Here is a 26,693-nt window from a genome sequence, read left to right as displayed (position 1 = left end):
TTTTCATAATGAAAAAGATTGTATTAGCTATTAGTGATACTGTGTATACGGCATATTTACGTGAGGATTTTGTTGGTGCAGGATTTGAAGTAGCTGATAGTGATGTCATGCACATAAAGTATTTAGATGAAATTCTAGATACGGAGCAACCTGATATTCTATGTATTAATGACAAACGATTAAATATTGATGCGGGACACGAAGATAAGCGAGAATTAATTATTTTACAGAAGTTAAGAGACATTCGCTTTCAGCGGGATATTCGCATTGTAGTATTTACAGAGCGTGAAAATAATGATGAATTTTTATCGAAGCTGATTTATCTAGGTATCTATGACATTTTTAACTCTCGTAAAATTGATATTGATAATAAAGTCATCCCACAGCTGCTACAGGAATCGGATATTAAAAATGTGGTGGAAATTGTAGGAGCAAGTCAAGCACCGCAACATACGAAATTACCTGTAGTTCCTTTTGATGAGGAAGAAGAGAAAGTATCAAGTGAATTAGAGGAAGGTAACAACAGTGAATCACATTCTAATTTAAAATTATTTAAAAACAAACAAAAGCGTAAGTCTATTCAGGAAGAAACGCCAAAAGCGCCAATTATAAAAAAACAGTATAAATTGGCTTTTGAGCCAGTATATGAGAAACAAATTGGTATTGCTATTCCAAGAAGAACAATTGTTGTGGCCAACATGAATAGGAGAAGTGGTGCCACTTTTGTTTCACATCTTATAGCCGCTTACTTAAATGAGCTACAGATTGATGTGAATTATATAGAGAATCTATATGATGATGGTTATACGTATCCGTTATTAAAGGGATATACAGAAGCGCCAGAAAACTATCGTAGTGAATTTATGTTGCAGCGATATAAAGAGATGCTACAGAAGGAATCTGATATATTATTAATTCCAAAATGGAAGCAAGGAAGAATAAATTATATTGTAAAGAATCCTATAGTTGACCAAGAGCTTCAAAACGAAACAGAGCAGGACTTCGACCATTTTATTAAGGTTTTATTGGCCAACCAAGAAGCACCTATATCTATTATTGATGCAGGGAGCGATTGGGATAAAGATTTATACCATGAGATATGTGAAATGGCGGATTACATATTCTTTGTAGCGGAACCAGATCTGCATCAATTGCTAAAGATAGCGCATCCTCTTACACAAAAAGAGAGAAAGCTCGTTTCTTACTTAGCTTTAGAGAAAGTGAGGATCATTGGGAATAAGTTTTCTCCTGCACTTTTAAAGCATGAAATAGTAGAAGAATGCTTTGGAGATAAGGTATTAACTGCTTTACCACCATATGAAATAGAAGATGTGTTTGAGTCACAATTGAATAGTAATACGTTACTATCAAGTCGTAACTATTATAAAGAGTTAGAAGAAATAATGAAGGAAATAGCAGAGTTATTGCTACCAAATCAATTGTTGAATTCCAAAAAAAGTTCCATTTTAAGTGGATTTCGATTTCGAAAGTCTGAAAGTTAAGGAGGCTGAAGAGGAATGCAAAAGTTTATTGTTGCAGCAAGTATGTTGCTGTTATTTGTAGGTTGTCTATTCTTTGTAACTGATATGGTGATTGGAGATACAACACATACTGATAATAAATCGTCTTTAGAAAGGGGAGGCGAGATAGCTGTGGCTAAGTCTGTAAAAGTAGGTACTCTGCGTGCAGAAGAAGAAATAGCTATTGATCCAGAAAAAGCGAAACAAGAGTTTGAAAGGGCGTATAACGGTAATGCGGATTTTAAAGATCCCGCTTCAAAACGTAACTTCACTGTACATGATGTACAGGAAAAACCAGCAATGATTGCTGTCGAAGGTGATGCAGAAGCTGCTAGTTATTTTAAGCAATTTGATGAAAAAAAAGAAACGATAAAGAGTAAAGCGAGAAGTATTATTATTTATGATGCGAATGGAAAAGAAAAACAATTAGGTGGAAACGTAAAATAAAGAAAAAGAGTAGGTGCATTAAAAATGCAAAATACAGTAACTACGGCTCTATTCCTTACCTTTTCTTTATTATTAATTAGCCTTTTACCTGAAGGCGTTTTGTATGGAATACAGTTAGTGAAAGCACATAACTTTGCTGCTGATATAGTAGAAATCGCAGAAAATAAGGGTGGATTTCAATATGATTACAATGGAAAAAGGGTGGATTTAGTCCCTGGGATAGAGAAAAGAATGAAAGAAGAAAAGATGGATGGATGGAAGTATGAGTATACAAAGGGACGCATCGATCATAATCAATCCCTTTCTTTTAAGGTGAAAGCAGAACACCATTTCTTCATATTTAAGCTGATTGGTGTAGATGGCATAAAAGCTCCGATATGGGCGAGTAAAGAGGGATTGGGACAAGTATATTTTAAATAATGAAAATTCTAAGATTTATACTATAAAAGACTATGCTAAAAAGTATAGTTTTTTTGCCAGGAAAATATACCTATATAGAACAGAAGTTATAAAAAATGTTAATTAATTAATTTATATGTTAAATTATCTGGATTTTATGTTTAAATTAGGTAAAATAAAAGAATCTATGAAAAATTAATATATTTGGAGGAACAATCAATGGCTAACAAATTTTTAAAAACAGCAACAGCACTAACAATTATGGGTACATCATTACTAGGAGCAGGAGCATTTACTGCTAAGGCTGATAACACTGACTCATTAAAATTCAATGATGTTCCAGCAAATCACTGGTCTACAAAAGCAATTTATAATTTAACAAATCGTAAAATAGTGCAAGGGTACGGAAATAATATCTTTGGCTTTGGTGACAATGTAACTCGTGGGCAAGTTGCTCGTATGATTTATATGTACGTAAAACCAGCAGATGCAGATGCTAACTTCAAAAATCCTTTTACTGATATTAATGGACATTTGTTTGAAAAAGAAATCTTAGCACTTGCTAAAGCAGGACTTGTGAATGGATTTGGTGATGGGAAATATGGTCCAGATGATATTTTAACTCGTGAACAAATGGCACAAGTACTTACTAATGCTTTTAAATTTAAGTCAACAAAAACAACAACATTTACAGATGTTGATAAAAACTCATGGGCACTAAAAGCAATCAGCGCATTAGAGGAAAATGGAGTTACAATTGGTACAGGAGATAATATGTATTCTCCAAAGATGTTTGTAACACGTGAAGCGTATAGTCAGTTCTTATATAACTCTATTAATGCAGTTGAAAAAGAAATAAAACCAGAGGAAAAACCAGAAGTGAAGCCAGATTCAAAACCTGAAACGAAACCAGAAGAAAAACCAGAAACTAAACCTGAATTACCAAAGGGATTAGATGCAAGTCTTGTGGCAGAGGATTTCTCTTATTATCCTGAATCGTTAAATACACCGGTAGTACAGAAACAATTATCTCAAGAAGCACAGGGTATTTTGAAGGGAATTAATAGTAAATATAATACAAATCTTCAGTATAAAGATCCTGTACATATTGTAGATAAAAACATGTATCTTCCAGAAGGATCGATCGGAGCTCAATTTTCTGTAGCAGGGAGCCCAGATGATTTTAAAATTTTATTTTTAGATAACAATAAAGCAACAGTTGAATTGGCTAAAAGGTGGACTACTTTACTAAATGGTTTGAATTTAGATAAAGAGATTCAAGAAACGGTTGATGCAAAAACAATAAATAATTATCAAAAAGGAAACTACAAAATTCGCATAGGACAATCTATGACTGAACATACAATGTATATAAACGTTCAACCTAAATAATGATATAATAATTTATAAATATACTATGATTTCATAATGAAATACGTGAAGGACAAACCTTACGTACCTAACCAATGGTACAGGTTTGTCCTTTTTTATGTTTTAGGAGGGGAAATAGTGAAACTAAAAAGTAAAATATTGTTTGTTTGCACTTCAGTTTTGATAGCATTGCCTACAGTAGCTGAGGCGAAAAATGCTGATGTACCATTTTATAATGGGGATGATAATACTTTTGTAACATCGGATGACTTACAAATGACTGGTAAGTTTATTCGGCCAGGGAGTGGTTTTTCACCACCTGGTAGAGATTTATTATACAAAGGAGCTCTTCACTATCCAGCTGTTTATAATGGCTCTTTCAATTTTAGTAATCCATATGAAAATTTGGTTAAGAACGAAGACTTATCTGAACCTTATATTCGAATTGCAAATGAAGGTTATTGGAATAGCGCTGTTACAGTTGGAGATCGTATGGTTACAGAAGTAGAAAGAATGAATAATACTGTTATTGCCGATAAATATTGGGGAAATCCAGAGTTTGTACTAGAAAATATTAATCAACATTTAATAGATAATTTTAAAACGAAAGCACCATACGGTAAATTTTATTGGATTCGTGATGTTGCTTATTTATCAGGAGGATATGCTGGAGCAGGCAGTGTTAATGGAGTAAATAAATATAGCCTATGGTATGTAAGGACTAGTAAACCTGAAATAAAAGAATTTAAAGCGTCTAGTAGTAAAAAAAATGTGCCTGTTAAATTAACATTTAACGGTTTTGAGTATGTAAGTAAAAATAAGGGGTACAATGACCGAGATCCTAATGGAACAACAATAAACCCTTATCAAAAAGCTGCTGGAGAACGAAATCGTCTGAAATGGGTACTAGATATTACAAAAAATGGCGAAACAGTTCATCATCAAGAAATTTACCTGCGTTCAACTCCGCAAAAAGATAATCAAAAACCAAATGAAGGCGATGCAGGACGATTTACGAAAGAAGATGTAAGTTGGCAACCACGAATGTGCGGTCGTTTTACTGCGAAATTAAAAGTTCTTGATGCTGTTCAGAGGGAATCGAACGAGAAAACCGTTGATTTTACCGTAGATGGAAACTGTGGCACAGAAGTAACACCTAATCCAAATCCAGGTGATGAAGATGATTTTAAATATAAAATTGATTTCTCTGCTGACCGAATTGAAGGAGAAACAGCAAGAGAAGGAAAAGATATCAAAACAAGAGTAGATGTATCACGTGATACACTTAAACTAGAGCGTAATCAATATAGAGCAAAAGTAAACAACAATATTAATAAGTCTCAACAAGAAATAAACAGCACTGAATCTGATAGAGATAGTGCACAATCCAGCTTAAGTTATTGTCGTTGTAATCCAATTCATGAAGTAGATGCCGAGGGAAAGGACCACTATTATGATAGAGACTGCTCTTGGGAAGAAAATAAACTAGATAGTGCGGCAAGTAGGCTAGATAATGCAAGGCAGAAACTAGAAAAAGAGAAGAATAAAATTAAAAAGTTAGATGTATTAGAAGAAAAATATATGAATCCTGAAACAGTAGTTGTGTTAAAACATAACGGACAACAAGTAGCTTTACAAAAGGTAAGATTAACTGAGGGAGAAAAGAAAACCCTGAACCTTGACTGGCAACATAAAGGTAAAGGAACAATTCAAGCGGAAATTAACCCTGCTGGTAATCGTATAGACATCGAGGAAACTACGTACAAAAATAATCCTATTAAAACAGCAATCTATGAGCCTTCAAAAGAAAAGGCAATGTGTGGTGTAACGAGTGTAAAAGGTGTAGTAGAAACAGTAAGTGAACGTGTATCAAAAGAAGATATAACTGGGGAAATGTATTATGAAACTTTGACAGGGAGTATTGGTAATTTAGCTCCTTCTAAGCTACATTCTGGTTATGGATTTTCGTATGAAGTAAACGGTAAGTACAAAAATGATTGGAATGCGAATTACCCTGGTGTATTTACTGCTGCTAAGGCACAATACCCATTTGCAGACGAAGGATTAAAGTCTACTCAAGATTTAGAGAAGAAAGAACTTAAAGATACTACAGCAAAATTCCTACCTAAAAATATGTATTTATCTGAAGCAACAGGACATGTTTTTGATAGTAAAAGACCAACTAAGTCTTTATATTGGGATGGACAAGAGAAAATCATTGATGGTGGCCAAAAATGGTATTCACCACTGAAGACAAAAGATGGTGTATACACTTTTAATGTAGAAACAGCTCCAGCAGGTATCAATGAAATGAGTTTATGTTTAACTGAGCAAGTAGAGATTAAGGGTGTTGCGTATGATGATTTCATAAAAAGAAGAGTATTGCCTGACGATCCATTCCCTGGAGGAAGTGGAGTTGGTTGGAATTGGGTTGGTAAGGAAGAGGTACTTTATAAATTAACAGATTGGTATTACATGAGAAATAGGAAATGAGAATAAAATATAGTATAATTAGATGAATCAACACAATAAGATATCCTTCTTAAACTAGTAGCTGAATGGATAAACCAAAGGCACATCCCTTAATGGGATGTGTCTTTTTTTTGTAGAAAGGGGAATATTGAATGGATAAAAAGAAAAAACAACGTATGAAACATGTAATTTTGATTGGAATTATCGTAATGATTGCATCGTTATATATTGGAAGTGAATTTCAGGATCGGAATGGGAAAAGTTATGCTCCTGCAAAGTATTTTGAAACAGGAACAAAATTGATTTCGTTTTAATAATAATTTTGCCTCTTGCATCAACTATTGTGAACAGTATTTCCATGCGATCTCTTCTTTTCTCCATAAAATGAAAGAGAAAGGATAGCAACCGACACCTTGGAATATTCAGTTGTGTTAGATTAATTACAACATATTTTTGGGATGCTTAATAGGTTAGAAACCTTGTTATAACAGGGTTTTTGGAGCGAGGTTAATTATCGATTACGTGGTTTTTAAATAGAAAAAACAGATATTTTTTAGAAATGATTGACATGAAACTATATATATCATAATATTGAGATTGTAATATTAAAGAAAATAAATCCAACATTTTCATATAGACTTTAGATTAGCTAAAAGGACACACCTAAGGCGTTTTACGCCATAGGTGTGTCCTTTTTTGCGTTTAAAGGCTACATAAGGAGGAATATAAACATTGAAGCCGTCTAAGTTTCAAAAGAAGCAGATTACAGCGGTAGGTTTAGCTGCTATAACAGTAGCGGGTATCTATGGATACAATCATTTTGCAGTAGAAAATGCAGTAAAACCAACAAAAGTTGTTGTAGCTGCAAAGGATATACCTGCGCATACAGAGATTAAAGAAGAAATGCTAGTGGAACGAACATTACCTGGTGATGGGATTCCTCCAAATGCATTACGTGTAAGTAAAAAAGAGGTTATAGGTAAGTGGACAAATGATGGGCAGCCAATCACCGAAAATAGCTATCTTTTTAAAAATAAAGTAGTAAAGAAAGAGGAGTTACCTGACTCTGCCATTTTAAATTTGAAAGATGGAGAAGTTGCATTCCCGTTACTCGTTGATTTGGAAACAAGTTCAGGTAATAGTATCATTCCTAACACCTATGTGGACTTATATTTTAAGCAGGTTGTGAAGGACGGGGACAATGAGAAGGTAGTATTCGGTGGTCTTTTCCAACGTGTACGTGTTACTGCTGCAAAGGATAGCAATACAGAAGATGCATTTGTACTAGAAAAAAAAGAATCAAAAGAGGAACAAGAAGGAAAACAAAAGCCAAAAGTAACGCGATTATATACATTGGCTGTTTCACCAGAACAACTTCAATATCTAAATCGTGCGAAAACACTTGGAGATGTAATTCCTGTTGCAGTTGGACAAAAGGTAGAACAAACAGGGAAAGAATTAGAACCAGCAGAAGGATTTTCGCAAATATCTGATCAGAAAAATATTTTAGACTATGTAGAGAAGCATTCAACCAACCCCATATCTAAAAGTGTAAAAGAATATGTTGCACAGTATCTGAACGAATCCAAATAAGGAAGGGGCTTTTAAGATGGACCGGCAAGTAAGAATGGTTGCCTTTTATGCGACAAACGAAAACGTAGGAAAAAGTACGTTAAGTATTGCGATGGCAAATGAGTTAGCTCATTTAGGGAAAAAGGTGCTTTATGTAGAAGCGGACCAAGTAAGACCAAACTTCGCGGTTGGAACAGGTCTTAGCCATGAGAGTAAAAATATGCTAGGGCTTGTAAGAAAAGAAAATGAATACAATCTCTTGCAGTATATTTGTACCAAGCAAGATTTACTAGAAAAAAAAGTGAATCCAAGGTTGACGCAAAAATTACACGATAAGATGGATTTTCTGGTGTTTCCATCAGGTTATAGTTTAACTCAATTTCCAGAGATTCAAAACAAAGAATTGTTTGTAACGACATTTATCGAATCACTTGTAGATACAGAATATGACTACATCATCCTATCGGTACCAACTGAATTATCCGAGGTGCTTAGTTACCCAATCCTATACCAATCAGACCTTGTTGTTCATGTGCTAAATGGCAACCCTCGTGGTGCGTTAGCAATTAAAAGAGAATTACAACTAATAGAAGAAGCAAAGCTAACATTACCTCGTATGATTCATGTTTTGAATATGGGAGACGAGGACTATGTAGAAGATATTGAAAAGCTTTCTTCCCAAAACATTGCAGTGACAATTCCGTATGACAGAGATCGTACGAGTTATGAATGGGGGATGCAATTTGGTTCCCCGCAAATTAATGCAAAGGTCCATCATATTATGGAAGCAGCTGGCCTTGATATTCCATCCCAGCACTCCTCTATGAAAAAGGGTCTCTTTGGTTTACGAAATTAAAAAGGTGGCAAGTAGTATGTGGGGCTATTTACAGGAAAAACAAGTATCCTTAAAGCGAAATCGAGTGGATTTATATCACTTTGGTTATAGGATTCGTTCTAAATCGGTTCGAAAGTTAGGAACAACTACAGCTCAACAAATTAAAGATATTACAGATGAAATTCGTGCATTTTTAGTAAAAGAACATCGTGATATCTTAAGCGAATCCTTTATGAATAAAGAGAAGAGAACAGCTGTGGAGCAAATTATTAAAGGCTTTTTACTAAGCAATCAAGTCGTTGTTTCAGATGTACCTTCGGAACAGTTACTAAATATGGTGTGTGATGAAATTGTTGGATTTGGGATTATAGAACCTTTAAAAGAAGATAAGGATGTAACTGATATTTATATCAATGGCACAAAAGAAATCATTTACGAAAAAATCGGAGAGGGAGAATGTACATTTCCTTACCGATTTGAGACAGAAGAAGAAGTGAAAGCCCTAGCTTATAAGATGGTAAACAGTACATCAGAGTCATTAAATACAGCAAAGCCATATGTTGACTGCGTATTTCCGTATATACGTATCAATATTGCGTTAGATGAACTTGGGGGACTCGGAACAACGATAACGATTCGTAAGAATGCGGATCACCTTCGTGCTTCTGAAGAGCGGATGTTATCTACCAATCAAGCATCGAAAGAAATGTTGAACTTTTTGGCTGCAGCTGTGAAAGCCAAAATGAATATTTTAGTTGCTGGAGCTACGGGTACAGGGAAATCAGAGTTTATGAAATATCTTGCTTCTCACATTCCGAAAGGAAAGAAAAAAGAACGTACTCTTGTAGTAGAAGATAACCCTGAATTATATTTGCATCGCATTTTTCCAGAACATCATTTTGTTCCGATGCAGTGTAGGGCATCGGAAGTAGAAGAAAATGCAATCGACTTTGATAGATTGTTAACAAATGCTTTACGTCAAGGGCCCAAGCGATTAATTGTAGGGGAATCGAGGGGGAAAGAAGCGTTAAAAATGATTAACTTTTTCCAAACAGGACATCCTGGTTTCACTTCTGTCCATGCAAGAAGTGCAAAAGAAGCAGTTAGGCGTTTAATGCTTATGTGTCTGCAAAGTGGTGCGAATATTGATGCCCAGTATTTATATGAATTGATTTCACAGACATTTGATGTAATTGTCTTTTTGGAAAAGAAAGATGATGGAAATCGTTATATTACAGAGATGATTGAACTATTGGATTATCAGGAAGATATACAGTTTAATCCATTGTCTCAGTTTATGCCAACATATGAGAAACAAGATGAAATGAATGAAAGAATAGGGAAAATTCATGGCCAACATATTATTACAGCAAAAATGTCAGCTGAAATGGAGAAGAAATTCCGTTCTTCTACTGTAAATCCAGCTCTTTATGCGCCATTCCTTTCACAAAAGGAGGTGCAGTATGCATAGTTTGTTAGCCTATGGATGTATATTTTTAATCTTTATTAGTGTAGGATTGCTCGTTTTACTTTTTGCGAAATCTAAAGGTTCTGCTCTTTCTCAATTTGTTCAAGAAAATGAGAAAGAAGAAAGGCGCTTGGAATTAAGAAATATCAAAGGGATACGAATGTATTTGCCACAATCCGTTATCCAAGAAGCCCAAAAGTACGAGTGGAAATTAACAAAAAGTATGTACTGGGTATATACGATTCTTTCCGGAATGAGTATTGCAGCAGTATTCTATTTTTCTTTTGGTAGAGATCCTTTTACACTGATTACCGTTTTATCTGGATTTTTAGTTCCAAGGTTTCTTCTTTATCGAAGAAAAAAATGTTACTACTTGGTTGTCATTGACCGTCTTTCTATCTATATGAAAGCTGTAGCAAATGCACTTCAAATTAGTAACAATGCAAAACGGGTATTAGTTCAGGTGAAGCCAATGATGCATGAAAGCATTCAAGAAGAAATAGAGAAAGTTTCTCTTTTATTAGAAGGTGGAACCACAATGCATCGTGCATTTAGAGGATTCAATGAAACGTTTAACTTTAGAGAATTGGTTTTCTTCCATGAAATGTTGGAAGTGTGCAGCCGAGAAGGTGGAACAAATTCAGTTCAAGTCTTACTAGATATTGCAGAAGATTTCGAAAAACAAAAGCTATACCTGGCAAGATTGCGTTCTAGTTTGTCGCAAGCGCAACGTGCCTTTGTACAGAACTGCTTAATTGTCATTGCTATGCCGATTGTTATTATGTTGATGTCAAAAGAAGCATATGGATTTTTAGCAGGTTCTATGATGGGAAAAATCGCGTTAGCGGTAAATATGTTCATTGTCTTTTTCTTAGCAATCCGTGTAGAAAAGATTGCAAATTATAACCCAACAGAAAGAGGGGAATAAGGTGGCTACGATTTTAGCTGTAGTGGTATTCGTTGTCATGTACTGGGTATTCTCTACCTTTCTACAAAGTAAAAAAGATAGCGGTAGCTTACTTACGAACTATGTAGAAAATGCAAAACGAATTGAAAAGAAGAATTTAAATCAGATGATGCTCGCGCCCTTCCAGTCGTTATCACATAAGTACCTGACAGAAGAAAAGAAAGAGCAGATTCAGAAAAAATTAGAAGAAGCTGGCCTGGATACGAAACCAGAAGAATATTTAAAGATGAAGGTAGCATATCCCATCATTTTCACCTCTGTTTTCTTGATATGTACGGTGTTCCATGATTACTACTTATTTAAAGTGGGAGTTTTGATTTCACCACTGCTTTACTTCTATCCTGATTATCTATCAAAGAGAAGAATCAAGCAGGCGATAGAAGCTAGGAAGTTCGAATTACCAGAGTATCTAATTCCTATGCTGCAGCTGTTAAAAACACATACAACATTAGAAGCAGTAAAAAAGGCAGAGATATATGCTGGAAGACATCTTCGTCCGTATGTATCTACACTTACTGCGGAATTAGAAATGTATGCTGGCTCGGATCAACCATTTCGAAACTTTGCTGCTGCTTTAAATAGTCCAGAAGTAAATACCTTTACGATTGCATTGCAACAAGCGCAAAAAACGGACAAGGTACAGAGTCTTCGTATTATGGATGCACAGATTAAAATGCTGCGTGAGTTAAAACATGAGAACTATAACCGTCTCATTCAAAATAAGCCGATGGAAATGAATAAATTTAACGTCGCAGTTATTGGATGTATTGTGATTTATCCAATGGTGATTGTTATTCAATCCTTAATGCAAGGATTTGCAAGTTTATAGTAGATGTTATCAAAAATGGAATAGGTAAAGGAGCATTACACATGTTAACAAAAATGAAGAATTGGTTAAAAAACGAAGACTCACAATTATCATCAGAAAACGGTATGTTAATCGCGTTAGCGGTGATTATCGTATTAGTAATTGGCCCGTTTGTATGGAAAGCAATTCAAGGCGGGTATGATACAATTCTAGCTCGATTTACAAAAGCATCAAACAATGCAGATGTGAATTCTTGGAACAAGTAATAGAAGTTTTAGATGAATGATGTTTATTACGTATAGCTCAAATAAATGGAGAAGGGAGATTCAATCATGTTAGCAAAAATGAAAAATTGGTTAAAAAATGAGGATTCGCAACTATCATCAGAAAACGGTATGTTAATCGCTCTGGCGGTAATTATCGTATTAGTAATTGGCCCATTTGTATGGAAGGCGATCCAAGGTGGTTATGATACGATCCTGGCAAGATTCACAAAAGCATCAAGCAATGCAGACGTAAATTCTTGGAATAAGTAATTAAAGATTTAAATAGATAAGTTCTAATTTTAGTAGATACTTAAAATTGATATATAAAGGAGACGAAATGAAATGTTAGCAAAAATGAAAAGTTGGTTAAAAAACGAAGACTCACAATTATCATCAGAAAACGGTATGTTAATCGCGTTAGCGGTGATTATTGTATTAGTAATTGGCCCGTTCGTATGGAAAGCAATCCAAGGTGGTTATGATACAATTCTAGCTCGATTCACAAAAGCATCAAGCAATGCAGATGTTGATTCTTGGAACAAAAAATAAATATAAAAATAAACGAGGGGGCTACTCTAAAAGTGGTTCCCTTTTTTACACAGTATTTTTATATGAAATTAAGAGGGGAGTAAAGAAAATGAGCCTGTATATCATGGGATTATTTCTAAGTTATATGGTACTTAATGTATTTACCGACTTAAAGTATAGAAAAACAAAAAATATATGGCATTTCATTTTTTTAGTAGTAGGTTTAGGTATCACGTATTTTGCTGGAATACGAACGGGAAAAGAGATTGTAATTGTACTAACTATGGCCTTAGTATGTGGCTTATTGTTAGAGACATTTAAATTTTCTTCACCCGGTGATACGAAAATGCTTGTGGTGGCAGCTCTATATGTTAGCGATGTAGCAGAGGAATCGGCTATGCTTACCGCTATTACATTAACAGCTTTCCATTTACTATTCTTTTGGATTGCTAGCGTGTATCGTTTAATTAAAATTCTAGGGTTTGTAGGAGCGATTAAAGACCAATTGGAGCATGCTGCTTAAAACTACCAAAGAAAGAAATACAGCTGATACAGAGCTTTCCAGGGGCTTGTTCTATTTTATTAGGAGCAATTGTGTATATTGCTTTCACTATTTATCAAAATGGAGGTATCTTGGCTTGAACAGTAGAATCATTCATCAAAGAGAAACCTATATTTACTTTACAATTTTTGCGCTAATAGGCATTATTATTTTAAACATGTTTATTAATATATTGTTTGTATTAGCATATCCTTTACTAATAGGATTAATTGTGCAGGTTATCTTGTTGCAGAAGATAAAGGAGCCATTTTATCGGAGCGGGAAAGAATTAACAGAACAGTTAAAACTAAAAAATATGTTTCTAGTAGAATCAAATATTTTAGGAGATGAAGAAGGAACAGTTTATGAGGTGCATCAAATGCCTTTTACAATCTCTAATGGATTAATTAAAAAAGATACGACTTATAAAGTGATAAAACAAGAGTATGAGAGAAAAGTCAAAGAGGATTTAACGAAAATTTCTAAATGGCAAGTTACAACAAAAGCTAGACTTGTTACGACAACTCATTTTCGTTTATATACAATTTGGCAGAAAAATAGTACCGGTTATCAATTGAAAAAAATTGAGGAGTGTGTTGATCCATACGCCAAGATGAACCTTATACAATGGATGATTGCTTCATTTTGTACGACTGGTCGTATTAAGTACGATAAGAAACCAAAAGAGTGGGCAAGCTATGAATGGATTACTTTAAAGTAAATAAAAAAGACAGAAAATAATAAAATGTACCCTATAGAATTGACACTTGAAAAAAGTCTATTCTATAGGGTACATTTTACATTGTATGAGTTTTTTCTCTTTGTGTAGTTTTTCAATAAAAAGAGTGCTTTTAAAGGCGCCCAATGAACAAGATTTATATAAAAAAGGTGCACAAGATATGGTATATATGCGTCTTAAAATTGGTGCAGATTTAAGACAAAATCCTTATTTGAAAACAAGAAGCCCTAGAGTTAGGGCTCTAGGGCTTCTTATTTTGGTATTCTCACATGGTTTTTCAAAAAGAATAGAACATATTGAAGATAACATGTGAATGTTTCATAAATGTATCAAAAAAGTGAACAAAATTGCTATTGCAGAAGAAGCAGAAATAAAGTTTCTAATACGTAAGTACGTGAAAGGTATTATTTCCAGGGGATAAAATGCGCGTGGGACACCTAATCATTATTTTATCAGAGGAAAAGAATATGTTATGAACTTGGTTGAATGAAAAAATGAAAATTTTACTTTTAGATTGAAACTAAACAAAAACGCTGTTTGAATAAAAGAAGTTAAATAAGGATGAAGAATAGTCATCTCTTATGCTGGGGAGGTTAACGGATATCCAAATTAAATAAGGGTGATTATGTGTTAAAAGGTAAAGTGATTAGTTTGTTTTTTGGAATTGTAATGGTAGTTTTATTTTTAAATCCGTTAGATATCAAAGCGGTTAATAGTAATGATCAAGAGTTGTATGATTCTTATAATACTTTATTAGCACCATATGCAAGTCAAGTTATCAGAAGGAAGCTTGGACCAGATCATCAGTATAGTTTAACGGATACAAAAATTATAAAAATTGAACGTTTCCCAGAAGAAAACTTTAATTTTATTGTTAGAGTTCAATATAAAACTTATATAGGAGCTCATAACCCTCCGAATGGCATAGAAACTATTACTTTTAATATAGATCCAAGTGGAGTAAAGGTTATAAATTTTGTTCATAAAGATACTTAAAGAAGAAGTAATATTCTTTATACATTGATGAAATGAATATTTGAATTAAAAAATGTAATAAAAATTTCATTTTGTATTAAGTTGGAATATAAAAAGAGCACTTAGTAAAGTGCTCTCGTGACGAGCCTCATTTTATAACGATTATTTTATAAAGAAAGGAACTCAGAATATTATATATACGCCAGTCAATTGAGTACCTTGTACAAATAAAGAGCAGCTAGCAAAAGCTAACTGCTCAGGTAATGGAATATGGTTCGAAATGGGTTGTCTACAGTATTGACGGAATATTGGTTTTTATTCGTGAAGAATTACGTTTAACTTAATGCATAGCCAACGGTCAAAGTTAGTGTTAAAAACACTGATAATAAAAGTGTTAGTAGAATGGTTGCTATGCTTCTAAGCATCGCAACCCAATTATTTATTTTAGAAAATCCTTTCATACCAGCAAAAAAAGTTCCTATTGTTAAAACTAGTAAAAAAAATAAAGGGTGGATAGGTAGCGAATTCATAATAAACATTTTCGTTTCAGATGAGGCTATCGAACCAATTTCAAGATATAAGAGGAATAAACCAATGCAAATAAAAGAAAAAATAAAGGACCATAGATTGATGTTATGTTTCATTGCTTTCTCCTATGTAATTAAAATATTTACATTTGATTTTACTGGAAAATTAAAGAAAAAGATAGCGATTATAAATCGAAATGAATTTTTTAACAAAATAATACTTTTAATAGAAAGTGAGGAATAACAATGGGACTAGGAAACCGCGGAATGGTATTTGAAATGCTTATCAATCTAGCGAACGAAATGTATCAAAGAGGGGGAGTGGCGCTTATAAACAAGCGTCCGACTCCTGTGAAGGTGTTAAAAAGTAAAGGTGGCCGTGTACTAAATGGATTCTATGAAGCTAAAAGTACAGTTGACTATGACGGTGTGTATAAGGGACGAGCTATCACATTTGAAGCGAAGTCTACAGAGAAAGATACACGTTTTGATTTGAAGAACATTGCACAGTATCAATTGGATTACCTGGAGAAAGCGGAGAAGATGGGAGCAATATGTTTCTTCCTTATTGAGTTTAGCAAGGACAAGTCAGTATTCGTGGTACCACTATCAGTCATTCAATCTTATGTAAGGATGTCTCATCAACCTAAAGGCAAGAAGTCTATACCAGGAGCAGATTTTGATATTTATGGGTATTTAGTAGAACAGACAGAACGAGCGCCAGTGGATTACTTGCAATACGTTGATGAAGCAGTAGCACCAGTTATGTTTGATGGAATGATTCAGTTTGATCAGGACCATCAAAGGGGAGCAAATAACATTGAAACAGCAAAAGAGAAGATGGCTAACAATAAACGTAAGTTATTAAAGGCTTAATGGATAACGGAACCATGCAGAGTGGATGGTGGGGGCTACTCGCTATGCATGTTTCCCTTATTCAACAAAGAGATAGTAAAATTTCACGTACCTTACGTGATGTTAAAAAGACAAATTCAGAAATAGTGGATTCCTTCATGGAGAGACAATTAACTTTATTACCGGCTATTGATAGAGAGACAGAAAAACAGGTTCAGAAAGAAGTAGTGAAAATACTAAAGGAATACCGTGCATTAAAAACGCGCTTTGAAAATGAAATGGAGTTAAAACACGAAGGAATTAGTCTGTTTCCGGAGATTAGAGATACGAGACATGTTAGCAATATCAAGTTCAAGCAGATCGATAAGGCTTTACAGTACGTTTTAGACTATGACGAGGCGGAAATTATTAAGAGGAAGTACTTAAATGCGGATAAGCCGATAGATAGCTTTATTTACACTGAATTATCGATGAAGAAAGTATAAGAAGAAAAATGCGATTCGATTGATTGCTACATCGTTAGGAATGATTTAATAATACAAAAAAGCCAAAGTGATAGTTTTTAGTTGACTATCCATTTGGCTTTTGATGTTTTATTTTTTAGGCATCCACGTATGTCCGCAATTCATGCAACCATTGACAATATTTTTTCTACCAACAAATCCACTGAATAAAGTTATCGGTGGTCCTAGAAGTATAATAAGAAAACCAAGAAGTGCAGAAAGTCCAACAACTCCATCCATAGAATTTCGAGGAACTATAACATATAAAAAATTAGAAACTATTCCAATAGTTATAAGTGTACCTAACAGAAGAAACAGAATAAAAAACGCCCTTTTGAAATTATAACCACGCTTATTACCGACTATTTGATCTGATTTACATTTCCTACAAACAACGCGCCGTGTTACTTTTTCTTGTTGTACCGTCATGTCTAACCATCCTTACTTTTATAAAATTATAATAGTTCAATTATATGATATTAATACCCAAACAAGATACATATATTATCAAAAAAAGAAGAAATATAATAAATTGGAATGTTTATGTTTTTCAAAACATCGAAAAAATGCCGACAAAAATGGGGACTAAATAGGGGGAATTTTGATAATGAAATCAATGGTATTCTTAATGTACAAGCCCTTTGACAACCGCATATCGAAGAGGATTAGTACACCTATAAGTGAAACGTTCTGATGCGAGAATGTCACGGTAACGTATACCGCATAATAGGGCGGGCAAGGCGGTACGAACCCGCGTTAAGACGAAAAGACCAATGAAAACATATTCCAGTGTAGTGGGTGTGAGATAACTCGCATTCGTCATGCTGTTTCTATTGTATTTATCAATCAGCTCGGAATGCGTCCTCTGGGTTGATAATAAATATAAGTCTATTCCCTCTAATATGTCGGTTCTTGAAAATGGAATGGGGGTGGTTGCTCATGATTGAGTGACACTTGCATTCTAAAAAGCTAAAAAGTATACGTATCTCGTACATTAGTAATTACTCACGATTCTTATTAATGACCAAAACGAGGGCAAAGAGTTCCACTCTTTGTTTGAGCCAATACAGCGGAAACATTCCCCTTGCGTCCCTGCGACAGCTGATGTATTGACCAGTTCCACGAAGCATAAACAAGAGAGTCCCTAGCTCTTTTTGAACCGATGACAGCTCTTACGCATGGAGCAACTACTGAACGTCGTCGGTTGAAAGAGGTTATGGAAGCTCTTGCTCTTCTCCCAGTCACCGAACGTAAAGCGCGCAGCTAATAAGAGCTAAAAAATTACATGATGCGGTGGCTTGGAGAAGGTTGAGAGTAATCTTGACCTTGAAATGATTGCGAAATTCCCCTTTCGTGAATGATTTCTCCCATCCCCTTTAATATTTTTATAAGCCGTGAAAGAGCTGTCACTTAGGTGATGGCTTTTTTCTATTGTAGGATATTCTTCTTTCTTGTCGAATGTTATAAGGTAAGGAGAAAAAAGGAAATGGTTTTATGGGTTTTAAAGAAAGTAAGGAAGTCATCGTATTCACGCCAAAGATAGAACATTATTACTTGAAGGTAAAAGTAGATATTCCGGATCTTAATGGAATATTTAAACCAGTAGTATGGAACTGGGAAATAAAGATAGCAACAGATGATAATGGCAAATATTATGGAACGGCTATTGAAAGAAAGAATAACAAAGTAATTCATTGAACTGAATTACACAGTCATGATTACGTTAAGGAAATGAAAGAATTATGTGTTGATTATTCAACACATTTTAATAAATAATACAAGAAGCATCCAAAGCGGGTGCTTTTTTCTTTGTTATATAGAAATTACACATTAAACGTATTTAAATACTGTTTTAGTTATAATATGAATTGACCATCAATGGTACAGATAACGGATGTTTTTCTATTTAGATTAGATGTTAAATGTACCGTGAAACTCTTGGAAATACAATGATGGAAAAATATAGTGATATTGGTATATCGTAGGGTAATGCGCAATTGTAGGAGTAAAAGAATTATACCCAGGTTGCATACCATATTGATCATATGAAGGATGATGAGGTAAATGTTGCCAAGTCGAAGCTGGAGCTACAACAATCCTCATCGGTAAAGGATTCATAATATAATCACCCCTAAAGTAGTGTTCATGTAATAGGGTATGCACTTACTGAGTATAGATGTGCATAATCTAGGTCTATAAACATAATAATCAACGGACAGAAAATAGGGTTACTAATCTTATGATATGTCCATTATGGGTGTTTTATTTTACTATGTAGATAGAACAAACATGTGTATAGCAATTATCGTAGGCGCTACCATGATCTGGGTGGCGTCTTGTTTGTTGTTAAGGAAAGATAAGGCGTGAGATAAACTTGCAAATTGAAATATTATTAGTTTGAAACATAGACTAGTAAACAAACTATTTCTACCTTTTAATCATAGAATATGATGAATTCTATTTTTAGAGGAGGGAATCATATCTATGAGATGGGATAATAATTTTGGGCATTCTCGAGATTGTAATAGATTTTGGGATGATTTAGTATTTTACGGATGCGGTCGTAGACGTAGAAGAAACGATTTTAACGACTGTCATTGTAGACGAGACTGCGATTGTGATGAGTGTCGTCGCAGACGTAATCATGATCACGATCGCGGTCATAATCACGATGATCGTTGAGATTGGTAAAGTCTTTGGAAAGAGTGCTTTGAAGAAAAGCACTTTTTTTTGTTCAGGAATTTTCTGGTCTTACTTGTTAAGAGAAAATAGGGAAAATCAAAAAGAGAGCTAATGCCCTCTTTTTGATGTGGTAATTAATCGCAGGTTGGTATTCCAAGCAATCTTAAAGCTAATGCTACTTGAAGAGAAATCTCTAATCTAGCAATCTACTATAGTATATGAATGAGACGTTAATATGTAATAGTTGGATTAATGGATTTAATAGATTAGCCCATTTAAACAAAACAAACGAACAAATAAATATAGGGATGAGATATTTCTGTAAATTGAAATATTATTAGTCTAAAACATAAAATATAGACTAGTAAACAAGCTGTTTTCACCTTTTAATCATAGAATATGATGAATTCTATTTTTAGAGGAGGGAATCATATCTATGGGATGGAATAATAATTTTGGACATTCTCGAGATTGTAATAGATTTTGGGATGATTTAGTATTTTGCGGATGCGGTCGTAGACGTAGAAGAAACGATTTTAACGACTGTCATTGTAGACGCGATTGCGATTGTGATGAGTGTCGTCGTAGACGTGATCATGACCGCAATCGTGATCATGATCATGGTGAACATCGAGATTGGTAAAGTCTTTTGAAGGAGTGCATATCTTAATAGCACTCTTTTTTATTTTATAAAGAATTCACTTTAAACATTTCTTATAACTAAGAATACTTATGTAAATATGGGAAACATATTTGATTCTTGGAATGAGGGGATCGATGTGGATATAACGCAAAGTATTGCAAGAATAGTTGTTAATGGGATAGATCTTCCGTTTACTTCAGTTAGAACAACTGCATGGATTAATGGACCTGCAAATGATTTAATTGTTACGACTAGGCAAAGAGTGAATGAGCTTTATCGTGTTATGTGGTCGCGGGTGCCAGTTATGCTAAAAATGTATTTCATTCAGGGGGCGGACATAGTAAGATTTGCTAGAGTTGCAGGAGTTGATAAAAGTATAACGGGAGAATATATATATCATTTTATTTGGTGATAAGACAAACTTTAAGTAACCTAACAGCTGCTTTTTTATTTTATAAAAAAAGAACCTGCAAATCTGCAGATTCTCCTGATAATGATTTATGGAGCAAGACCCGAAAATATAATATAATAATTCGAAAATGAGTTCAAGTAAATAAAAAGAACCCGCTGGAGTTCGGGTCCTTTCAGAAGTGATGATGTATTCTCGGCTTGGGAACTGAGAAAAACACAAAAATATAATACATCGAGTTTTAGAGAATTTCAATATTAAATTAAATATTATCGTGGAGGGAGTTATATCATTTGATGAAGAAAACAAGGTAGTGATAAAGCATATGAATTTTAAAAAAATGAGCGGGATATCTTAAGAAAACATAAAATTATTGAAATTTTTGTATGAATTCATTAATATGGAATTATATTTATTGTTTAATTGATTCCGTTTATTCCCACACCTTATTGTTTTGTGGTTGAGTTGTAGAAGCAAGTTGCGTCTTGTTTCATTTATGAAAGGGCTTTTTTGAGCCGATTAGTGTATATATAGCTTATTTTGCTATGCACATTTTTAATCGACTTGAAGAAGCCCTTTTTGTATTGTCTTCAAGTTAGGAATCATTTGTAAAAAGGTCTTTAGATTTAGGTATACAAATAAAAAAGGGAGAATCTATTTGTATCATGTCTATTTCAATGGATGTATACGAGATTTCCTTTTTTATTGGAGAGATGCTTTAGAGGAAAAGTTATAGCTTTACTGCAATCCGTGATTTTCTAGAAATGGATGCGCATTCTACACAGCTATCATGTAAAAACTGCAGATGTAGATTGTCTTTTTAAGAAAGATGATCTTGCAATGATTGTGCATCATGATTGAGTGTTAGAAGTGGTTAAGCGTGCAGAAAAAAGTAAACTTTCTAAAGGTAGATTGAAAAAGATAGAGTTTGTAATTCTATCTTTTTCTTATATTCAATTACTACAGAGGATTTAAATTCACTAAAAGAAAGGTAGAAGACAATATGAATACATCTATGAAAAAAAATCTAGTAAATTTACGAGTTGATTTTGCTTTCAAGCGCTTGTTTGGAGTAGAAGGAAACGAGGATATACTCATTGGTTTTCTTAATGCGGTATTACAATCCTCTTTAGATGAGAAAATCATTTCTTTGCATTTGGATGATCCGCATCTTCCAAGGGAGCAAAAGGATGATAAATTGTCTATTTTAGATTTGCGAGCTACTCTGAATAATGGTATAAAATTAAATATAGAGATACAGGTTCGCGACAAAAAAGACATGATCGAGCGATCTTTGTTCTACTGGGCTGGCATGTATTATTCTCAAATGACTCAGGGGATGAAGTATACAGAATTAAGACCAACTATTTGTATTAATATAGTAGATTTCATTCTGTTTCCAGGAGAAGAGGACTTTCATAATGTCGGTGTAGTCATGAACAAAAAATCGGAGCACATAATTTCAGAGAATATGCAATTGCACTTTCTTGAGATTCCAAAAGTAATTCGAGAATGGCAAGAAGATCGAATGGATCCATGGGAGGATATATTAGCACGTTGGCTATTATTATTTCCTGCATATGAAGATGAGAAATTAACTACAATCCTGGAGGGAATCGCGATGGAAAAAGATCCAGTTTTGAAAAAGGCAATAGAGGATTGGGAGCGTTTAAGTAGTGATAAAGACTTTTTACGCTTATATGAGGCGAGAGAGAAGGCAATAAAAGATAGAATATCAGAAATAGAGACAGCAGAAGAAAAAGCAGCAAAAGAAGCTAGAATAGAAATGATTCATAATTTAATTAAAGTAGGTGTACCTATAGAGAAGATAGCGGAAGCCACTGAATTAAGTGTCGAAAAGGTTAATGAAATTTTAAGAAACAAAGAGTAGATAGAAGTAGTGAAAAACAGGTACTTGTGAAAAACGCACAATTACCTGTTTTTTGTTTCTAATGAATAGTTTGATAAACACAAGGCTTAGACACTCCTTAATAGGTAGTATACTCTTATTAAGGAGCATAATAAGTTGTTGGAGGGATTAAAATGAATAAGAAAAAAGAAGCGCATACCCTTAGAGATAAAATAGAATCATGTTGCTCACTGAAAGAAGATATGAATGCTTTAGGTCTTAAGGACGGTAATATGGTACGATCCTAACAAAGAGGGTATAAATAAAGGTGTAAACAAGGACTTGTTTTTATAAAAACGTATTGATATAATATAAAAGTAATAAGATTTTACAATAAAAAATATAAAATTAATCAGTTCGCATATAAGAGAAGACCTCAATATGCGCCATGTCCTTAGGGGACGTGTGCGTGTATTGAGGTCTTTTTGCGTTTTGCGAGCAAAAACACCTGGAGGTGCAGGAATTATGTTGAATTGGTTGTCTGCAAAACTTATGACAACATCAGTAGGAGATTTCTTACTGGCAAAAAGTAGCTTTACGAAGGGGCTTGGTGGTAGTGGCAGTGGTGCCAATGCTGAAACCGTCCAAAAAAGCATGAACACTTTGGTGAAAACCTTAATTGGTTTTGGGGGAATATGGGTGGCAGCTTGCGTTGTATTTGCAGCTATTAAACTATCTGGTGCACAAGGGAAGAATCCTGAAAACCGTACACAAGCTATGATTGGTTTAGCCTGCGCAGCAATTGGAGGCTTTGTCATGATCAAAGCTTACGATATCGCTGCTTGGGTTACGACAATCTAACATAAGAGAAGCTCTCCTCGATTTGGGGAGAGCTTCTCTTATACAAGGGAGGAAAAAGAATGAGAAAAGTAACTGTTCCTGTTGATATGACTTCGGAGCAAAAAACACTATTAGGAGTGCTGAGCAAACGCCAATTGATTTATCTATTGGGTGGCGGAGCATCCCTTTATTTATATGTACCATTCTTATGGCGGTTATTTGCACCTATTGATGCGGTAGTAGCATTTTTTATTTGCTTAATTTTAGCACTACCAACGGTAGTAAGTGTAATAGCGTTTGCGTTTATATATAAAGAAAAACAACACATGTATCTAGATAAGTATTTAATTATTAAAATGCGTAGCCGCTCCGAAAAAGGTAAGTGGAGAAAAGGGTACGAGCCAACTACATGGGCAAAGGAGAATCTGTAAATGTTAGAAATGATATATTTTGCGGCGATAGCCATTGTAGGATTTTTCTTTTATCGGAAAATGAATGGAAAACCGCTGTTTGGTTCTAAGAAAAAAGGGAAAAAGCAAGGTGGAGTAGAGAAACACACTACTGAAAAAGCTGGAAAGAAAAATAAAAAAAATATGTCTGCTGAATCGGAAATTGATGAGGATAATGTTGACTTCTTTCGTACTTTTGTAGAAGACATTAAGGAAATTGATAATCATATGATTCGGTATCATGATGACATATTTGTCCTGATTGCGGAAGCACATCCAGTTAACTATTATTTACTTTCCAATATGGAACAAGAAGCGATTGATATCAAAATTGAATCATGGTTAACCACATTAGAGTTTAATACGAAAGTATATATTCAAAGTAAGTTTGTAGATTTAACAGATCCTGTACGAAAAATGACAGAAACGATGAAAGGTGCGAAGGACCTTACACCAGAGACGGTTCTATATGGTCAAGAAGTTATTGATAATTTAGAGTACTGGCAACGTTCGCAACCTCGATATGAACAAAAACGTTATTTAATTTATCCATACAAGGTTGATATTAGTACGATTACGGCTGATACAGAGGACGAGTTAGAAGAAAAGATTGTAGATAAGGCATTTAACGAACTATATCGTCGTTATAATGCATCTCGAAATCTACTATCGAAAGCAAAAATTAATGTAGAAATGTTAACGAAAGATAAATTAATAGAACTTTTATATGTAGCATTTAACCGTCGTAAAGCTATAAAAGCTCGTTTCCAGGATTTAATTGAAAACGAGAATTTCTCCCTCTATTCAACAGGGGAAACGAATGAAAGAAAACTAGAGTTAATGAAGAAAGTGCTAGCGGAAGAAAAGGCAGAAAAATCAAATAACGGGGTGGCGTAAACATGAAGTTGTTCGGAAAAAAGAAAAAGGAAAAGAAAAAAATAGAAGCAGAAGAGAGGGACGAATTGGAGCTAGAGGAGGAAGAGTTGGAAGAAGAGGAAATACCGACGCAATTAGACAATCAAACAACAGTGTTTGATGTTATTGCTCCAGAAGGAATGAAAATTGATGCAGAAGATTATGGGGTCATTAAACAATCTTTAGGAAGTAATACGTTCTTTCGTCCGTTTTATATTCCACGTGATGGGTACCCGCGTATGATGCAAACCAATTGGCTCAACATGTTAACTTCGGCTGGGGAAGTGGATGTCATGATCGATATTCATAAAGAACCAAAAGCTAAAGCAATGCGATCATTAGATATGCAGCTGACGATGTTACGTTCCAATCTTTCTTTCCAACGTACACGAGGCAACATTGACCAAGAAAAAGACTTAGATGCAAAAATTCAAGATACAAACAATTTAATGGATGAAATCCAGTTCAATGAAAACGACTCCTATATGGTGAGTACAATGGGTGTTGCTTACGCAGAATCAAAGAAAGAATTGGACGTTTTATGTGAGTATATTGAAGATGAAATGCAAGCATCTCACTTTAAGATAGCAAGTACTTGGAACCGTGTGAAGAGTGGTTTGAAAGCTGTTATGCCGCTAGGAGCACTAAATACGTTACAAGATACCTATCGAAATATCGATAGACGTGCGTTATGTACATTTGCACCTTTTGTGTCAGGTTCCGGAAGGTTTAATGGTGGGATACCAATAGGAAAGAACAAAATTACTGGGCAAGTAGAATTTTTAAATTCATTCGGGAATGCAGATTATCGTCCTCCAAACTATAACATTGGTGTAACAGGGATCTCAGGTTCCGGAAAAAGTTTACTTTTAAAAATGAAGTTAGCTCGTGAAACGTCACTTGCAGATACGCATGCAATGATTATCGATCCAGAAGGAGAATTCGTAAAAATTACAAAACGTCTAGGTGGTATTAATTTAAATATTTCACCTGAAAGTAATATCATTATCAATCCTTGTGCAATCGCTGTAACAGAACTTCAGATTACGGATAAAGATGAAGAGCTAGAAGCACTTGAACAATATGATAAGAAAGAACTTGTAGAGCGTGATGGCATGAAGTATGTGAGATTTGTACCAATTTTAGAGAAAATCAATGAAATACTAGGTTTCTTTGACATTATTATTCGCGGGCAAGACTTTGATCAACCAGGATTAAATGTATTCCAACGTACTATGCTAGAAGATGCAATCCGTGAAGTGTTTGATAAACATGGTATTACTTCACATCCTTCCTCTTTATATACAGATGAAGTGAAGAAAGTGGATGGACAGTTAATTCAGTCTCAAGTGAGAAAGCCAGAGCCAGAGTTAAAAGAAATCTATGATGTCATAGTAGAACATCATGGAGACGATGTAAAAGCAGAAGAGTTAATTGCTGCGATTCGACCATTCTTACGCGATGGTTCAAAACCATTATTTGATGGACAAAGTCATTTTGGTCGTGGCGTAGAAACACAGTTAAATGAATCTCGTGTTGTTAATTTTAATATTAGTCATTTAGAAGAAGGATTCTTAAAACCAATCGCTTTCCACGTTATCTTGAACTATATTTGGGAGCATTGGATTAAGAGTCCAGAACACGCTATCAAGCGAAAAGTATTATATGTCGATGAGATGTGGCAGTTTATCGACTATGAACAAACGGTTAACTTCCTGGAAAAAGTAGCACGTCGTTCACGTAAAAGAAATGCTGGTATGTGTTGGGCGAGTCAGGACTTCGTTCGTATTTTAGAAAATGTAAAAGCTCGTGGTATCTTGCAATCTACTTTCTCTTATTTCTTCTTAGAACAAAATAAGATTGATAAGAAAAAGATCCAGGAGAACTTTAACTTAACTGCTGGGGAGCTTGATATTATTCTCAACAACCCTGGAAAAGGAGAAGGGATTTTCCGAGTAGGAGATAGTTCGGTTTGGATTCAAACTGATCCATCTGACAAAGAAATGATGTTCATTGAATCGAATGAAGCGGTACTACAAGAGCTTTTAAACAATATGAAGAAAGTACAAGGGTACGCAGGATAATAGCGTACTCTTAAAAAGGAAGGTGAAAT

Annotated in this window: 29 protein-coding genes and 4 pseudogenes; 29 read left to right on the top strand and 4 right to left on the bottom strand. The window is 34.4% G+C overall.

Going from position 1 to position 26,693, the window contains the following annotated elements; genetic code table 11:
• Nucleotides 1-8 precede the first annotated feature (8 nt).
• The 17 genes and pseudogenes from NST86_RS30240 to NST86_RS30160 all read left to right on the top strand — a co-directional run bounded on the left by NST86_RS30240 (nucleotide 9) and on the right by NST86_RS30160 (nucleotide 14,929).
• Nucleotides 9-1,502, top strand: coding sequence for a hypothetical protein (locus NST86_RS30240; protein ID WP_086423527.1), 1,494 nt, complete (start codon nucleotides 9-11; stop codon nucleotides 1,500-1,502).
• Nucleotides 1,503-1,517: 15 nt separating this feature from the next.
• The gene (locus NST86_RS30235) at nucleotides 1,518-1,967 is read left to right on the top strand and encodes a hypothetical protein (protein ID WP_086423528.1); all 450 of its coding nucleotides are present in this window, start codon (nucleotides 1,518-1,520) and stop codon (nucleotides 1,965-1,967) included.
• Between the two features lie 24 nt (nucleotides 1,968-1,991).
• Nucleotides 1,992-2,387, top strand: a complete 396-nt coding sequence (locus NST86_RS30230; protein ID WP_001181726.1) for a DUF4320 family protein — start codon at nucleotides 1,992-1,994, stop codon at nucleotides 2,385-2,387.
• A 198-nt stretch (nucleotides 2,388-2,585) separates the two neighbouring features.
• Entirely contained in the window at nucleotides 2,586-3,758 is a 1,173-nt protein-coding gene (locus tag NST86_RS30225) for an S-layer homology domain-containing protein (protein ID WP_086423529.1), read from the top strand.
• Nucleotides 3,759-3,875: 117 nt separating this feature from the next.
• Nucleotides 3,876-6,230: a hypothetical protein gene (locus tag NST86_RS30220; protein WP_340935123.1), complete on the top strand. Its 2,355-nt coding sequence runs from the start codon at nucleotides 3,876-3,878 to the stop codon at nucleotides 6,228-6,230.
• Nucleotides 6,231-6,361: 131 nt separating this feature from the next.
• Nucleotides 6,362-6,523, top strand: coding sequence for a hypothetical protein (locus tag NST86_RS30215; RefSeq protein ID WP_175463802.1), 162 nt, complete (start codon nucleotides 6,362-6,364; stop codon nucleotides 6,521-6,523).
• Between the two features lie 418 nt (nucleotides 6,524-6,941).
• On the top strand, nucleotides 6,942-7,802 hold the full coding sequence (cpaB, locus tag NST86_RS30210; protein ID WP_000804789.1) for a Flp pilus assembly protein CpaB: 861 nt from the start codon (nucleotides 6,942-6,944) through the stop codon (nucleotides 7,800-7,802).
• Nucleotides 7,803-7,818: 16 nt separating this feature from the next.
• On the top strand, nucleotides 7,819-8,637 hold the full coding sequence (locus NST86_RS30205; protein WP_086423471.1) for an AAA family ATPase: 819 nt from the start codon (nucleotides 7,819-7,821) through the stop codon (nucleotides 8,635-8,637).
• Nucleotides 8,638-8,653: 16 nt separating this feature from the next.
• Nucleotides 8,654-10,087, top strand: coding sequence for a CpaF family protein (locus NST86_RS30200; protein WP_340935119.1), 1,434 nt, complete (start codon nucleotides 8,654-8,656; stop codon nucleotides 10,085-10,087).
• Complete coding sequence (locus NST86_RS30195; protein ID WP_340935117.1) at nucleotides 10,080-11,012, top strand: type II secretion system F family protein; 933 nt, start codon at nucleotides 10,080-10,082, stop codon at nucleotides 11,010-11,012. Before NST86_RS30200 ends, NST86_RS30195 begins: the two co-directional genes overlap by 8 nt.
• Nucleotide 11,013: 1 nt before the next feature.
• Nucleotides 11,014-11,880, top strand: a complete 867-nt coding sequence (locus NST86_RS30190) for a hypothetical protein (protein WP_340935115.1) — start codon at nucleotides 11,014-11,016, stop codon at nucleotides 11,878-11,880.
• 41 nt (nucleotides 11,881-11,921) lie between these two features.
• Nucleotides 11,922-12,125: a hypothetical protein gene (locus NST86_RS30185; RefSeq protein WP_000956352.1), complete on the top strand. Its 204-nt coding sequence runs from the start codon at nucleotides 11,922-11,924 to the stop codon at nucleotides 12,123-12,125.
• Between the two features lie 66 nt (nucleotides 12,126-12,191).
• A complete protein-coding gene (locus tag NST86_RS30180; RefSeq protein ID WP_000879955.1) occupies nucleotides 12,192-12,395 on the top strand; it encodes a hypothetical protein in 204 nt (67 codons plus the stop codon).
• Between the two features lie 72 nt (nucleotides 12,396-12,467).
• Entirely contained in the window at nucleotides 12,468-12,674 is a 207-nt protein-coding gene (locus NST86_RS30175; protein ID WP_000879960.1) for a hypothetical protein, read from the top strand.
• An 88-nt stretch (nucleotides 12,675-12,762) separates the two neighbouring features.
• Nucleotides 12,763-13,295 (top strand): annotated as a pseudogene (locus NST86_RS30170) (hypothetical protein).
• Entirely contained in the window at nucleotides 13,292-13,915 is a 624-nt protein-coding gene (locus NST86_RS30165; RefSeq protein ID WP_086423457.1) for a hypothetical protein, read from the top strand. The pseudogene NST86_RS30170 and the gene NST86_RS30165 overlap by 4 nt, the downstream one beginning before the upstream one ends.
• 645 nt (nucleotides 13,916-14,560) lie before the next feature.
• Nucleotides 14,561-14,929 carry a DUF3888 domain-containing protein gene (locus tag NST86_RS30160; RefSeq protein WP_086423455.1) on the top strand — a complete coding sequence of 123 codons (369 nt, stop codon included), beginning with the start codon at nucleotides 14,561-14,563 and terminating at the stop codon, nucleotides 14,927-14,929.
• 314 nt (nucleotides 14,930-15,243) lie between these two features.
• Here NST86_RS30160 and NST86_RS30155 read toward each other — a convergent pair whose 3' ends face one another.
• A complete protein-coding gene (locus NST86_RS30155) occupies nucleotides 15,244-15,552 on the bottom strand; it encodes a hypothetical protein (RefSeq protein WP_086423454.1) in 309 nt (102 codons plus the stop codon).
• Between the two features lie 129 nt (nucleotides 15,553-15,681).
• On the opposite strand from NST86_RS30155, the gene NST86_RS30150 reads away from it, so the two are divergent.
• Both NST86_RS30150 and NST86_RS30145 read left to right on the top strand, forming a co-directional pair.
• Nucleotides 15,682-16,311: a Holliday junction resolvase RecU gene (locus NST86_RS30150; RefSeq protein ID WP_086423453.1), complete on the top strand. Its 630-nt coding sequence runs from the start codon at nucleotides 15,682-15,684 to the stop codon at nucleotides 16,309-16,311.
• Nucleotides 16,312-16,448: 137 nt separating this feature from the next.
• Nucleotides 16,449-16,824 (top strand): annotated as a pseudogene (locus NST86_RS30145) (ArpU family transcriptional regulator).
• 59 nt (nucleotides 16,825-16,883) lie between these two features.
• Here the strand turns inward: NST86_RS30145 and NST86_RS30140 are convergent.
• A complete protein-coding gene (locus tag NST86_RS30140) occupies nucleotides 16,884-17,222 on the bottom strand; it encodes a hypothetical protein (protein WP_086423452.1) in 339 nt (112 codons plus the stop codon).
• 1,065 nt (nucleotides 17,223-18,287) lie between these two features.
• Here NST86_RS30140 and NST86_RS30135 point away from each other — a divergent pair.
• Entirely contained in the window at nucleotides 18,288-18,491 is a 204-nt protein-coding gene (locus NST86_RS30135; protein WP_086423451.1) for a hypothetical protein, read from the top strand.
• A 213-nt stretch (nucleotides 18,492-18,704) separates the two neighbouring features.
• On the opposite strand, the gene NST86_RS30130 is transcribed toward NST86_RS30135, so the two are convergent.
• Nucleotides 18,705-18,911 (bottom strand): hypothetical protein, encoded by a 207-nt coding sequence (locus NST86_RS30130; RefSeq protein WP_086423450.1) that lies wholly within the window; start codon nucleotides 18,909-18,911, stop codon nucleotides 18,705-18,707.
• A 366-nt stretch (nucleotides 18,912-19,277) separates the two neighbouring features.
• On the opposite strand from NST86_RS30130, the gene NST86_RS30125 reads away from it, so the two are divergent.
• A complete protein-coding gene (locus NST86_RS30125; RefSeq protein ID WP_086423449.1) occupies nucleotides 19,278-19,475 on the top strand; it encodes a hypothetical protein in 198 nt (65 codons plus the stop codon).
• Between the two features lie 134 nt (nucleotides 19,476-19,609).
• Here the strand turns inward: NST86_RS30125 and NST86_RS30120 are convergent.
• A pseudogene (locus NST86_RS30120) lies at nucleotides 19,610-19,681 on the bottom strand (DUF3956 family protein); the annotation flags it as partial.
• A 230-nt stretch (nucleotides 19,682-19,911) separates the two neighbouring features.
• Between NST86_RS30120 and NST86_RS30115 the strand changes: the two are divergent.
• The 8 genes and pseudogenes from NST86_RS30115 (at nucleotide 19,912) to NST86_RS30085 (ending at nucleotide 26,664) form a co-directional block, all read left to right on the top strand.
• Nucleotides 19,912-20,118 (top strand): hypothetical protein, encoded by a 207-nt coding sequence (locus tag NST86_RS30115; RefSeq protein ID WP_016090324.1) that lies wholly within the window; start codon nucleotides 19,912-19,914, stop codon nucleotides 20,116-20,118.
• Nucleotides 20,119-20,215: 97 nt separating this feature from the next.
• Nucleotides 20,216-20,530 (top strand): hypothetical protein, encoded by a 315-nt coding sequence (locus NST86_RS30110; protein WP_086423448.1) that lies wholly within the window; start codon nucleotides 20,216-20,218, stop codon nucleotides 20,528-20,530.
• A gap of 625 nt (nucleotides 20,531-21,155) precedes the next feature.
• Nucleotides 21,156-21,502, top strand: a pseudogene (locus tag NST86_RS34965) (hypothetical protein); the annotation flags it as partial.
• A gap of 28 nt (nucleotides 21,503-21,530) precedes the next feature.
• Nucleotides 21,531-22,418 carry an Rpn family recombination-promoting nuclease/putative transposase gene (locus NST86_RS30105; RefSeq protein ID WP_086423447.1) on the top strand — a complete coding sequence of 296 codons (888 nt, stop codon included), beginning with the start codon at nucleotides 21,531-21,533 and terminating at the stop codon, nucleotides 22,416-22,418.
• A gap of 399 nt (nucleotides 22,419-22,817) precedes the next feature.
• Nucleotides 22,818-23,237: a hypothetical protein gene (locus NST86_RS30100; RefSeq protein WP_016083212.1), complete on the top strand. Its 420-nt coding sequence runs from the start codon at nucleotides 22,818-22,820 to the stop codon at nucleotides 23,235-23,237.
• A gap of 59 nt (nucleotides 23,238-23,296) precedes the next feature.
• Entirely contained in the window at nucleotides 23,297-23,647 is a 351-nt protein-coding gene (locus tag NST86_RS30095) for a PrgI family protein (RefSeq protein WP_001233534.1), read from the top strand.
• Nucleotides 23,648-24,562, top strand: coding sequence for a hypothetical protein (locus NST86_RS30090; RefSeq protein WP_086423446.1), 915 nt, complete (start codon nucleotides 23,648-23,650; stop codon nucleotides 24,560-24,562).
• Between the two features lie 2 nt (nucleotides 24,563-24,564).
• Nucleotides 24,565-26,664, top strand: a complete 2,100-nt coding sequence (locus NST86_RS30085; RefSeq protein ID WP_074625666.1) for a VirB4 family type IV secretion system protein — start codon at nucleotides 24,565-24,567, stop codon at nucleotides 26,662-26,664.
• Nucleotides 26,665-26,693 lie beyond the last annotated feature (29 nt).

Origin of the sequence: Bacillus sp. FSL L8-0199, from assembly GCF_038005705.1 — a bacterium.
Classification (GTDB): domain Bacteria; phylum Bacillota; class Bacilli; order Bacillales; family Bacillaceae_G; genus Bacillus_A; species Bacillus_A cereus.
The sequence above is the reverse complement of the archived record's forward strand: the minus strand, read 5'-3'. Positions and strand labels throughout refer to the sequence as shown.